The 12,566-nt window shown below is 61.1% G+C and carries 11 protein-coding genes; all 11 read right to left on the reverse strand.

Features of this window, described 5'->3' with window-relative positions; all coding sequences use genetic code 11:
* Positions 1-31: 31 nt before the first annotated feature.
* The 11 genes from EVC45_RS29160 to EVC45_RS29210 all read right to left on the reverse strand — a co-directional run bounded on the left by EVC45_RS29160 (position 32) and on the right by EVC45_RS29210 (position 12,452).
* Positions 32-688, reverse strand: coding sequence for an iron-containing redox enzyme family protein (locus EVC45_RS29160; RefSeq protein WP_129961656.1), 657 nt, complete (start codon positions 686-688; stop codon positions 32-34).
* A gap of 49 nt (positions 689-737) precedes the next feature.
* Complete coding sequence (locus tag EVC45_RS29165; protein ID WP_129961657.1) at positions 738-1,142, reverse strand: N-acetyltransferase; 405 nt, start codon at positions 1,140-1,142, stop codon at positions 738-740.
* Between the two features lie 956 nt (positions 1,143-2,098).
* Complete coding sequence (locus EVC45_RS29170) at positions 2,099-3,400, reverse strand: MFS transporter (protein ID WP_129961658.1); 1,302 nt, start codon at positions 3,398-3,400, stop codon at positions 2,099-2,101.
* Positions 3,401-3,790: 390 nt separating this feature from the next.
* Positions 3,791-4,969: a porin gene (locus EVC45_RS29175; RefSeq protein ID WP_129961705.1), complete on the reverse strand. Its 1,179-nt coding sequence runs from the start codon at positions 4,967-4,969 to the stop codon at positions 3,791-3,793.
* A gap of 183 nt (positions 4,970-5,152) precedes the next feature.
* Positions 5,153-5,512, reverse strand: a complete 360-nt coding sequence (locus EVC45_RS29180; RefSeq protein WP_129961659.1) for a cupin domain-containing protein — start codon at positions 5,510-5,512, stop codon at positions 5,153-5,155.
* Positions 5,513-5,639: 127 nt separating this feature from the next.
* Positions 5,640-7,088, reverse strand: a complete 1,449-nt coding sequence (locus tag EVC45_RS29185) for an APC family permease (protein ID WP_129961660.1) — start codon at positions 7,086-7,088, stop codon at positions 5,640-5,642.
* A gap of 296 nt (positions 7,089-7,384) precedes the next feature.
* On the reverse strand, positions 7,385-8,323 hold the full coding sequence (locus tag EVC45_RS29190; RefSeq protein WP_129961661.1) for a helix-turn-helix domain-containing protein: 939 nt from the start codon (positions 8,321-8,323) through the stop codon (positions 7,385-7,387).
* A gap of 151 nt (positions 8,324-8,474) precedes the next feature.
* Positions 8,475-9,974, reverse strand: a complete 1,500-nt coding sequence (locus tag EVC45_RS29195; protein ID WP_129961662.1) for an aldehyde dehydrogenase family protein — start codon at positions 9,972-9,974, stop codon at positions 8,475-8,477.
* 214 nt (positions 9,975-10,188) lie between these two features.
* Positions 10,189-10,650 carry a hypothetical protein gene (locus tag EVC45_RS29200; RefSeq protein ID WP_129961663.1) on the reverse strand — a complete coding sequence of 154 codons (462 nt, stop codon included), beginning with the start codon at positions 10,648-10,650 and terminating at the stop codon, positions 10,189-10,191.
* Positions 10,651-10,748: 98 nt separating this feature from the next.
* Positions 10,749-11,117 (reverse strand): cupin domain-containing protein, encoded by a 369-nt coding sequence (locus EVC45_RS29205; protein ID WP_129961664.1) that lies wholly within the window; start codon positions 11,115-11,117, stop codon positions 10,749-10,751.
* A 33-nt stretch (positions 11,118-11,150) separates the two neighbouring features.
* Positions 11,151-12,452: an FAD-binding oxidoreductase gene (locus EVC45_RS29210; RefSeq protein ID WP_129961706.1), complete on the reverse strand. Its 1,302-nt coding sequence runs from the start codon at positions 12,450-12,452 to the stop codon at positions 11,151-11,153.
* Between the last annotated feature and the right edge of the window lie 114 nt (positions 12,453-12,566).

Consider the following 12,566-nt stretch of genomic DNA (forward strand, 5'->3'; position numbering starts at 1 on the left):
CGCTTTGCTCGGCCGGCGCTCCCCCGCTCGCTTATAAGTGTCGCTGCGCGACCTGCTCCAGCATCTGCCCGGTCAGGAACAGCGTCGTCTCCGCGGTTGATCGAACCAGCGCCTGGTCCGCAGGTGTCTTTGCGTACCGGTCGATACATTCTTCCACTTGAACGATGTGTTTCTTGTCGATCGTGGAATGAGCAACAAAGAAGGACATATTTCTCTCGGACAGAGAGAGGTCGCTGCGAAACTTTCCGAGAACATCGCCGATATGGTGGTACACGCTTTCAGCCCAGAAACTGTAGCCAAGCCGTGCGATGGGGCCGTACCTGAGCGCCACGAAGTACAAATATCCTATCAACGCCTCGGTTGCAGGAAGGGGCGCGCGTCCCAGCTGCTCCCTGTCAAGCAGGCCAATACTTTCGAGATCGTGAGCGGCCATGCGCTCGTGCCCGAGTTCTTCTGCCGCGTGCTGATACGCAAACCTCAGCAGGCCCTCAGGCGCGTTGACGAAAGCCGTGACGGCCTGGTTCATCGAATTATGCTTCGTGTAATGGTGAATCTCGATCATTAAATCGCGATACAACTCCTTGGTGACCGGTTTCTCCATGACGCGATTCCAGAACCGGCCGCCCCTGATCTGTTCCCAATGCTGATCGACCGTTTGACGCAGTGAGTTAATGAATTCATTTTGCATCGCTTTTCTTCCTTTATTATGTCTTTCTCGTTTCTCAATCCATACAACGTCAAGCGGAAAAACCACCCATCAGGGCTCTCGAGACATCCTCGATTGCAGCGTGAATGAGCGTATACGTCTTGTCTGCTCCAGCCAGCGGCACGTTCGTGGCGAGCGCCGAAAACCCGAATCTGCGGTAAAGCCGGCTCAGCACATGTGAACAGGAGGCGTGGAAATTCTTGCCAGAAGTGTTTTCATAGACAAAACCCAGCGCCAGCATCATGCATTTCTTTAACTGATCCTGGCCATGTCTGAACGCGGGGTCAAGTACGAGGCGCCCCACTTCCCAGCTGTCTTCAAGCAGTGATGGATCTATTTTGACGCTTTTGTGCAGCTTTTCTGTCAGCGTCAAGTCATGCGTCATGGGCACAAAGCGAATTGTGCCGATTAGTTGACCGTCCTGTTCGAACGCCACTGAAAGTCCAATGTCGTCTCTTTTTTTTCGTCACTATGAAAAAAGGGATTCAGTTGCGCGTGTACAGATAGATCGATCTCTTCGCGCAAACGTTGCACGGCGCCAACGTCAGAGGCGGCTTCCAGGTGCCGCAGAACAATCTCTTGTGACCCAAACGAAGGCGGTATGAACGGCAACTGATTTCGTACCTGAAACGTGTCCAGTAGCATATGATTTCCCCTGTGTTGAAGCGAGAACCGATAACGCCTCGGTCAGCCGGCGTTCGAAGCACCGCGCAGCGGGATCCTTGTTGAAAAGTCAACTTTGGTTCGCCCGCACATCTGCGCTGATTCCCCACCGTACCAACGTCAAACACGCCAGATCTGCAACTGATTTGGCTTGAAGCGCATTTTTGTGGATGCAGCCGACATGTTGACAGTTGGAACAATAGCGTGCGGCCCTGCAAATAGCATCTGTTTTTTAGATGATTAATGCTGATTGCATATTTTTTGTGTGAGATAGCCAACGCGTCTCTCCCGCTGCTCGCTTTACGTCGCGGGAAGGACCGAACTATATGCAGAGGGCATGCGCATTATCCGGTCTTCTCCCTTTTCCGGGCGAACCGGATCAGGGGGAAAGTCCACAGGCGCATGGCGAGCGCCGCTAGTTCCGTTTGCTGGTACTTGAGACCATTGCCAGGGGCCGCTGTTCGACGCGCTCGACCGGCAAACGGCGCTTGAACTGGGACATCCCGCGCAAGATCGATGTGCGCGAAGCGATCGCCGATATCCGTGCGACCCATCCGACAAACGGCAATCTCGCATCGACGCAGAAACAGCACTAGCTAAAAGGGGCGCCCATTCGTCGAATGGACGCCCCTAACTCGTTCGTGCCCACCCACCTCATCTGGGTCAAGTCAGCGCTCGCATTGCGACTCGCCGGGAGGCCGGCCGATCAAGACCCGCGTCAGCGTTACATTACGCCGCATGCTCCATTTCCTGGACAAGCTGCGCCGTACGCGTTTCCTTGACCACGAATAGATAAACGAGCGCAGCCACGAGTGCGATCGCCGCACTGATCAGGAATGCATCGACGAACGAATGCGTCCGGTCGACGATCACGCCCGTGAGAATCGGCGCGAGCGAGCCGCCGAGATAGCCGCCGAAATTCTGCATGCCTCCGAGCGATGCCACCAGGCGGCGCGGAGCAGCAACGCCCACGAGCGCCCACGCACCGCCGCTGGCGAGATTCAGGAAAAACATCGCCAGGCACAGATACATCACGGCCATCGTGGTAGAGGGTGTATAGGCGGCCGGCACTGTAAACGACGCCGCGCCAACCAGGCCAATGCAGACCGGCCACTTGCGGCTGTTCACCGGTGAAATGCCTCGCCGCGCGATAAAGTCCGCGAAAAAGCCGCTCGAACACATGCCCAGCACGCCGAACACATACGGAATGGCGACCACCCAGCCGGTGCGGGCGATACTCAGATGGCGCTCGTGCTCGAGATACGCGGGCAGCCAGGTCACATACAGCCAGATCATATAGATCACGCCCATAAAGCCCAGCACCATTCCCCAGGTGTTACGCTGGCGGAACAGACTAGCCCATTCGGACAGACGCACCGCATGCGACGTGAATGGAGCATTCTCGCCCTCGTCGAGGTGTGCGGCCTCCTCATCCGTCAGTTCGACTTCGGCCCGGTTGCGATAAAAAGCGATCCAGCCGAGCGCAATGACGATCCCGATGGCGCCCATCACGACGAACATCTGGCGCCAGCCGAACGACAGCATCAACGCGGTCAGGATCGGCGGTCCAAGCATCGGGCCGATCGCGCTCGACGACTGGTAAATGCCGGTCGGGCCGCCACGCTCGCGAGCGGCGAACCATTCGCTGATGACCTTGACGCCGGCCGGAAACAGCGGCGCTTCGCAAACGCCAAGGACAAGCCGCGAATAGAAAAACTGGTTCAAGGTTTGAATGAAGCCGCCTGCAAATTGCGCGGTGGACCAGAGCAAAATTCCAAGGCCGAGCACGACTCGCGAACCAAAGCGGTCGAGCAACGCCCCCACCGGCAACTGTGCGAACGCATAGGCCAGCGAGAACCCGGACAACAGCAAACCCATCTGCGACGCGGACAGGCCGAGTTCCTGGCTGATCGAATGGTTGGCGATCGACAGCGTGCTGCGATCGAAATAGTTGACAGTACCGGCCAGCGTCAGAAAAGCTATGGCCAGGATCTGCGTGCGCTTCAAGCGCCCGCTCTTCGGGTAACGCATGTCAAATCTCCTTCGTTAGAGTTATTTGTTCGATTCGGGCAGCCCCAGGCGACGAACCGCCAACTCCCCGCTCCCGCCACGCCAACTCCCCGCTCCCGCCACGCCAGCGCACACGTACCCGCGTGCGCGAGTGTCGTCGCAGCGTCCTGCCCGGGCGGGAGAAACGCGCGTTCAAAAGCCGCCATCTGACGACACTTACGTGATGCTCGCCCCGAGGCCCGGGTTTCGATCAAAAGTCGAATACCTCACTGGGCACCAGCAATGGGCGCGCTCGGACGCCCCATGCGAGGCGCCGGCGATTATATGAAACCCGCGATGTTTTAAGAATATTTGAACAAGAAACTCATATCTTGGGAAATTCGAAGCTCCCGCAGCGTACCGGTCAGCCGCTCAGAAGTTCGCGCGAACGCCCGCCATGATCGCAAGTTGCCGATTCGAGTTGCTATTCACCAGATTCGGAATCTGCGCGTAATTGGCAGCCCCGCCCGTCGCCGGATCCACCCCGAGCCCCGCACCCGACGCCTTCTGCGCGATGCCGACTGCGTACAACGCAGTTCGCTTCGACAGCGAGTATGTCGTGCCGAGATTCAGTTGGTGAAAGCGCGACGAGCTGCCTCCGCCGATCCGCACGTTGTTGAAGATATAGGCCGCGCCTAACGCCCACTCGGGCGTCAGGTTGTACACGGTATTGAGCTCGGCTATATCGAACGACGCGGTCGCGCCTTCGGGACGCGCGGCACTCGCGAAGTACGCACTGTCCTCGAGGCGTGTATGCGTGTAGACGAGCGCGACAGTCGCTTTGCCCAATGCTACCGAACCGCCGGCGCCGAACGCTTTGATCGCGCGGGCACCCTGCAGTTTGCAATACATCGCCGCGGCATTGCTGCATGCGAAATCGCCGATATAGCCGTTCGCGCCGCCGAGCGCCGCGTTCAACGGATCATTCAGCGTCATGTATCCGGCGCTGAGCGAAACCGGGCCGTGGTTATAGGCGGCGGCGAGCGCATAGCCGCGCCGCTCGCTGAAGTCGCCCGCCTGGCCGCCGAAGCTGAAAGTGCCGCCGAACGTGAAGCCGCCGAAATCCGCGCTCGTGAATTTGACCGCGTTGTTCATGTTGAACGCTTCGTTCAGATTGTCGACGTCGCCGAAATGCGATCCGTACATGGTCGCCCACGATGTGCTCGATACATAGGCGCCAAGAAAATCCGAATATGAATCATATTGCCGCCCGAAGCTCAGTGTGCCAAACCGATCATCGCGCACACCGACCCACGCCTGGCGGTCGAACAGCGAGCCGCTTTGCAGCATCGCGCCATTGCCGATCAGAAACTGATTCTCCAGCGTGAACATCGTCTTCAGGCCGCCACCGAGGTCCTCGACGCCCATCAAGCCCCAGCGCGACGGCACGAGGTTACCGCCGCCGATCTGCACGTTATGGCCGCTGTGGACCGCGCCGCTCGCATCCGTTACCTGCTCGTTGGTGGTATAGATGACGCCGGCATCGACGGTTCCGTACAGCGTGACGCTACTCTGCGCGCTGGCTTGCTGGGCGCCCAGCGCGACCAGCATTGCGCATGACAATGTAGACAGCGGAATGTGCTTTTTCATGGTGGCTTTCAGGAGTTAAGGACGTGCGTCGTCAGCGGCGGACCGCGTTGCGGCCACCGGGCTGACATAGGAAAGAAGGGACAACGGGCCGCGCGCCTGCGGCTGGCAGGAGCCCAGTGTTGGGTGCCGTGCGCGCTGTGCGTGCTAGGCGAGCGCCAGGTAGTGCTTGGTGAACGTATCGCTCAGGATCTGCCAGGAGATCGGCGCGCCCTTTTCGATAAACCAGCTATCGCCCGCCTTGTAGTGAACCGACTGGCCCGTATCGCGACGGGTCAACCTGCACTCGCCGTCGATCACCGTCGCATGCTCGTCGAACGGGTACGTCATGTCGAACTTGCCCTTCGTACAGGCGAAATAGCCTGCGCTGACAGGCGTGTGTGCGTCGCCGTGATGCGTGAGCCCAAAGACGAACACGTCCCCTTCGACGATCGTCGCCCCGAGATCCGCAATCGTGCCCCATGGCTCGAGCGCAGGCGGCTTCGCGCCCAGTTTGATGCTGTGCATGTGTTTCTCCTGATGTGATCGACAGGGACCGCGGCCGCTTGCCCTGATTGAAGGCGCCCAGCCATTGCGCCCGTGACGGGATGTTTCGCCCGCCCGTGCAACTCGCCGACGCAATGACAGAGGTGATTTACAGACGCGAGCTGCCCAGCCTGTCGAACACATGCCGGTCACGCGCCCTCAGCCGCAGCGCAGTCACGACGCCGGCCACCGCGAACACCGGCAGCAGCGCGGTCAGCCCGTACGAAAGCACCGGACCAGCGCCCGTCAGCAGAGGGAAGTTGACGATGGCCAGCACGAGCACGGCGAGAAGCGCGAGGCCCGAGACCAGCGGAAAGAACACCACGCGCAGCGCGCCTTCCTCGCGGCTTTTCAGGCTTGCGAAGAATGCGATCACAGCAGCGGAAGACAGCGCCATCAACGCAATGATGCAAAGCGTGGCGACGTTGGTGAGCCACGAGAACAACGTCAGCACAGGATCGGCATGCATCACGACGAACACCAGAACCACGACTGCCGCGATTGCCGATTGCCACAGCGAGCCGATATGCGGGCTGCTATGCGACGCGTGCGTGCGGCCCAGTGACGCCGGCAGCAGGCCCTCGCGTCCGCTCGCGTAGAAGTATCGCGAGGCCGAGTTGTGAAACGCGAGCAGACCCGCATACACGCTCGTGATGAACAGCACGCTCAAAGCCGCGGTCAGCGTGCTATTCGCGTAGTGGTCGGACAGCGAGTACATGAACGTCGTCGGATCCGAGAGCGCGCTCAGCGTCTTGACGATGTCCGCGCTGCCCGCGCCGATCACGATGCACCACAACGAAAACGCGTAAAAGCCGCCGATCAGAAGCACCGAAATGTACGTGGCGAGCGGCACGGTGCGCTTCGGGTCCTTTGCTTCCTCGCTGTAAATCGTCGTGGCTTCGAAGCCGATGAAGCTCGCGAAGCAGAACAGAAAACCGATCGCCGGCGTGCCGCTCAGAAATGTGCGTGGCTTGAATGAAACGAAATCGATGCCGTGTGCGCCGCCGGCCTTCAGGATCGCGACGTCCAGAATCAGGACCACGATGTATTCGCCGAACACCAGCAGCGACAGCACCTTCGCGGACAGATCGATCTGCCGGTAGCCGAGCACCGCGATGCTCAACATGGCAGCGAACGCGTACACCCACCACGGCGCATCGATGCCGAAATGCGTACCGAGAAATCCCGAGCACACGGCACCAAACATCCCGTACAGGCCGATCTGCATCGCGTTGTAACCGAGCAGCGCGATCAGCGCCGCCGCGCCGCCCGCTGTGCCGCCGAGCCCGCGCGCGGTGAATGCATAGAAGCCGCCCGCGTTGGTGATGTGACGCGACATCGCGGTGTACCCCGCGGCGAACATCAGCAGGATCGCCACGGTCGCGATGATTAGCGACGGGGTACCCGCGCCGTTGCCGAGCATGATGCCGATTGGGAAGCCCCCGGCAATCGCGACGAGCGGTCCGGCCGCGGAGATGACAAAGAAAACGATAAAGCCTAGGCCGAGCGCGCCTTGGCGCAACTCGCTCGACGGCTTGGTTTCCAACGCGACGCTCATGGGTCTCACTCCAATTGATTTGACTGATCACGTCGAGCCGCGTACGACCCGATTGCACATCCGCGCGCGGCGCGGACGTTGCATCCGCTAACGAATTGCAGCGGATGATTGCAATGTAGGGATTCAAAAAGATCTACCGGGAGCACAAATTGGCAATGAGACACAGGCATCGGGAAAACGACAGCGCGCGGCCTGATTGGCGAAAGAAATTCGCGCGCGTTTGAAAGCTGTCTGGAATATTCCGCGAGCGACATAGACGTTGCCGATGCGGAAGTGCGTTGTGGAAGAGAGTCCGCTCAGCTCTTGCGCGGCGTCTGCGAAGGCAGCTCGCCGAACAGATCGCGATACTCGCGCGCGAAGTAGCTGAGGTGAGTAAAGCCCCATCGCGCCGCTGCATCGCCGATCAGCAGCTCGGCGGCGTTGCTCGAGCGCAATAGCCGACGCACGGCATTGAGGCGGTACGAGCGCAGATACTCGACCGGCGTGACGTTGGCGACGCGCTGGAAGCTCGTCTGCAACGTACGACGGCTGCAACGCAACATCGCGCACAGATCGAGCACGGTGACCGGTTCCTCCGCGTACTCGTGCAAAAAACGTTCGCAGCGGCGGACGATGTCGCTATACGTGGCGTGCGTGAGATCGCGCGAATTGCCGGTCGCGGCTTCGACGAGCGCGAGCAGCACGCTCATCACTTCGTGTTGAAACCGGCGATCCGACTCGACTGAAGAGAGCCGGTCCTCCGTGGCTTGCATCGCGTCGAGAAAAGGCACGAGGTGCAACTGAAGGACGGCGGCGGCTGACTCGGGCACCTGCAAGACGCTTTGCGTCAGCTTACTGACCGCGCTTTCGTCGACGGTATCGCTGACGAGTTGCTCCATCAGCCCGGAAGGCAGACTCACGCCGATGTAGTGCATCGACTCGGGCGTGTGGAGATGAAACTCTTCGCCCGGCCCCAGCAGCATCAGCGGGAAGCCGGCGATATGCTGCCCCTGGAAAGTCCCGGTCGATAAACCGTACAACGGCACCGCGATCGACGAAAAGCCTTCCGGCGATACGCCGGCCTGCGCGATCCGCCGGTTGGTCGATTCACGAAAGAACTGGAAATTGTCGTCGCTCGCCTGCACGAGTGTGCTTTCGAATCGTCCCGGCGTTATCTGGTGGTACACCTGTTCCCACCCACTCACCGCAAGTGAATGGTCGTGCACGTCGTCGAGCGCGCTGACCCTGAACTCCATCTATGTCTCCCTGCAGCGGCGCTCCGGGACCTGTCAATTCGTCCCGGAGCGCCGCCATACGCCATTGACCCAAGGATAGCAGCGCCGGCTTTGTTTGGCGCAATGGCCTTCCGCAACGGGGGAACGACACCAGTGGCGAGCCGGCGCGCCGTCAATGGGCAATGCATACGGACTTGGTTTCGGTGAACGCGTCGATCGCGTGCTTGCCGAATTCACGCCCCATGCCCGACTGCTTCATGCCGCCGAACGGCATGCCGGGATCGAGCGGCACGTGCGAGTTGACCCAGACCGTTCCCGCATCGATGTCCCGCACGAGGTTCATCGTGGCGCGCAGATCGTTGGTCCACAGGCTCGCCGCAAGGCCGTAAGGCGAATCGTTGGCGAGCCGCAGTGCTTCGGCGGGATCGTCGAAGGGAACGAGAGCAAGGACCGGACCGAACACTTCGTCGCGGATGATCGCCGCGTCGTGCGGAACGTCGCCGATGACCGTCGGGCGCACATAGTAACCCGCGCCTTCCACCGGCGTGCCGCCCGCCAGAAAACGCAGCCCGGCATGCTTCGCCTGCGCGATATGCTGCTCGACGCGCGCGCGATGATGACTCGACACCAGCGGGTTGATCTGCGCGGACGGATCGAGGCCCGGACCCAGCGTCATCGCGTTGGCGATGTCGGCGAGACCGTCGGCGATCTGCCGGTACTTGCTGCGATGCACGTAGATGCGCGAGACCGCCGCGCAGACCTGCCCCTGGTTCAGGAACCCGCCCGCGAGCGCGCCCTGCACCGCCTGATCGACGTCGACATCGGCCAGCATGATGGCCGGATTCTTACCGCCCAGTTCAAGCGAGAAGCGCGTCATGTTCTGCACCGCGGCCGCGCCGACCAGCTTGCCGGTTGGCGTCGAGCCGGTGAACGAGATCTTGCTGATGCCCGGATGCGCGGCGAGCGCCGCGCCGCATTCGCGTGCGCCGGTGACCACGTTGAACACGCCCGTCGGGACACCCGCTTCGATCGCCAGCTCGGCGAGCCGCAGCGCTGTCAGCGGTGTCTCCGGGGATGGCTTGATGACGATCGTGCAGCCGGCCGCGAGCGCCGGAATCAGCTTCCAGATCGCGATCATCAGCGGGAAATTCCACGGCACGATGCCCGCGACGACGCCCACCGGCTCCTTGCGCGTGAAGGCGCTATAGCGAGCGCCCGGCGGAAACGGAATCGACACGTCGAGCGTCTCGCCGGTGATCTTGGTGGTCCAGCCTGCCATGTAACGCACGTATTCGATGCTGGCGCCGACTTCGATCGCGCGCGCGATGTTGATCGATTTGCCCTGGTTCAATGTTTCGAGCTGCGCGAGTTCTTCCGCGTGTCGTTCAATCACGTCCGCCAGACGCAGCAGAATGCGCTCGCGATCCGCCGGACGCAGACCGCTCCATACCCGCAGGTCGAATGCCTGTCGCGCGCTGGATACCGCGCGATCGACGTCCTGCGCATCGGCGTCCGGCACGGTAGTGAGAACTTCGCCGGTCGCGGGATTGAACACATCGAGCCGGCGCGGCGAGTGCGCCGGCTGCGCACTACCGTCGATGAAAAGACCCAGGTCACGGGCCAGGAATTGGTTGACGGCTTCGCTAACGACGACATTCGCAACGGTATTCATTGAATCTCTCTCGTGGCTAAGGGGTGGCGGCCCGTCCGCAGCCAGCACGCGGGTCCGCGCGGCACGCTCACCGAAACACCACTGCGAGTCTGTGCGCGGGCGGCGGGTGAGCTAATTAGAGGACTGTAAGCAGGCCGGTTTTTCCGCGTTAGCGCAAATCGGCATCGTCGCCGGGATTACGGGCAAACCCCGAGCCGAAATGCCCGAGACAGCGCTAGCGGGCGAGCGTGTCCGTGGCCGCGGCGCAACCAATGCACTGCTCGAACGACAGCCGCTCGCCGAACGGCCGGTGCGGCAGCAGCACGGCTTCAGCGGCGTTGATCTGCATCAGCAGCGCGAAGCGGCGCCCATCGTCGTGCGCGACGATCGCGCAGTTCGCGTTGACGAAGCCGTTCTTGAAGCGGGGGTCGACCGAGACGATGTCGGGCTCGTCATGCAGCCCCACGCAACAGGCCGCATCGACGATATTCCAGCAGTCCGGCAGCCTCAGAAGAATGTCCGACACGTCTTCCTCGCGCGAGATCACGGCCGCGACCGCGCAGGGCCGGCGACGGAACCAGCCAGCAGCGCCGGCGGGTTCCACCTGGACGGCCGCAACCGAGAACAGCAACAGCTCGCCACCATCGGCTCGCTGCGCAAGCTCGGCGTAAGCGGCGATGGCGTGAGCGTCATCCATTGTCGAGGGCACCTCGTTGCAGGCGCTTTTTCGCACGCATTGAGTCAGTGGACTCGCCAGCCGGTCTATTGAACACCTGCACGCGCATGGCGCCCAGGTCAGACGAAAGCGAGGTAGTGCTTCGTGAAGCTGTCGCCGATGACTTCCCACACGGTCGGGGTGCCCTTCTTGACGAACCACGAATCGCCGGATTTGAAATGACGCGTTTCACCCGTCGACTCATCGGTAATTCTGACTTCCCCGCTGACCAGCGTGGCCTGCTCGCTGAACGGATAAACCAGCCGGAACTTACCCTTGGACGTGCCGAAGTACGCCGCCGAGATCGGCTCGGTCGGGCTGCCGTGGGTGAATTTGCCGAATGCCTGCACGTCGCCGCCCTCGAGGATTTCCCCGCCGATACCCGCGAGGCTGCCCCACGAATCGAGTTCGGAAATGGCGACGCCCTTCCTGATTTCGATCAGACCCATGTTGTGATTCTCCATTGAAGTAAATTGAAACGATCAGCGACGGCCGTGCCAGTAGCCGGACGTCTGATGCATGACCTTGCCGAGCGTGACCAGCAGCGCGCGGTAGCGATCCTTTCCTTCGATCGTCGCCCGAGGGATCGAGCTGACGAGCCGATACCGCTCGGATCCGCCGAGAATGCCTTCGCCGAGAATCTTGCAGATGATCTGACTCGGCGTGACGCCGAAGCCCGAATACCCCTGCACGAAAAACGCGTTCGGCCGGCCCGGCAGCGTGCCGATCTGCGGAAACAGATTGAGTGTCGAAGCCATCGGACCGCCCCACGCGAGGTCGATCTTCACGTCTTTCAAATACGGAAACACCTCGAGCATCAGGCGGCGGTTCCACGCTTTCAGATCGCTCGGGATGTGCTCGACCAGCGATGTCGACGAGCCGAACAGCAGCCGGTTCTCGTTGGTCACGCGGTAGTAATTGATCACCGGCCGGATGTCGGAATACGCGCCGTGAATCGGACTGATACGGCGGATCAATTCATCGCTCAGCGGCTCGGTCATCGAGTTGTACGCATACACGTTGATCGTGCTGCGATGCAACTCCGGTTCGATGCCGTTGTTGAAGCCGTCGCACGCCCAGACCAGCTTGCGCGCCGTCACGCTGCCCTTGGCGGTGCGCACGGTGATCCGGTCGCCGTAGCGCACTTCGAGCGCGGGGCTGTATTCGAAGATCTTGGTGCCGTAAATTTCGCTGACCGCCTTCGCTTCGCCGAGCAGCAGATTCAGCGAGTGCACGTGGCCGCCGCCCATGTGCAACAAGCCGGCCTGATAGACTTCCGAGCCGACGATGTCCTGCACTTCCTTGCCCTCGACGTAGCGAATCTCATGCGGCGAGCGCAGCGACTTGAAGTCTTTTTCCCAGTTGCGCAGCGTCTTCGCCTGACGGCCGTTGTAGGCCATATAGCCATAGCCGCTGCAGAAGTCGGCGTCGATGTTGTATTTGGCAATCCGCTCGCGCATGATCTGCGGGCCGAGATCGCTGAGCGCGAAAATCGCCTGCAGCCCGTCGTCGCCGACGTCCTTCTTGATCGCATCGAGGTCGTGACCGATACCGGCCATCACCTGCCCTCCGTTGCGGCCGGTGCCGCCGAAGCCCAGGTAACGCGCTTCGAGCACGACGACATCCGTCACGCCCTGTTCTGCAAGCTCCAAAGCCGTATGGATGCCGGAAAACCCACCGCCGATGATCACGACTTCGGCCTGGATATCGTCCTCGAGAGACGGGAAGCTCAGTTCGTACTTCTTCGTGGCCGTGTAGTAGGTAGCCGTTTCATCTGCATGCATCATGTGCCTCTGAAGTGACATCGCAGCCGGGACTTACTGGTCGGTCGACGTTGCGTCGCCGCATTCCAGCCGGTTGCCGATGACCCATTGTCTGCGTGCAATATTCGGGCAGTG

Origin of the sequence: Paraburkholderia sp. UYCP14C (genome assembly GCF_004197395.1) — a bacterium.
Taxonomy (GTDB): Bacteria; Pseudomonadota; Gammaproteobacteria; order Burkholderiales; family Burkholderiaceae; genus Paraburkholderia.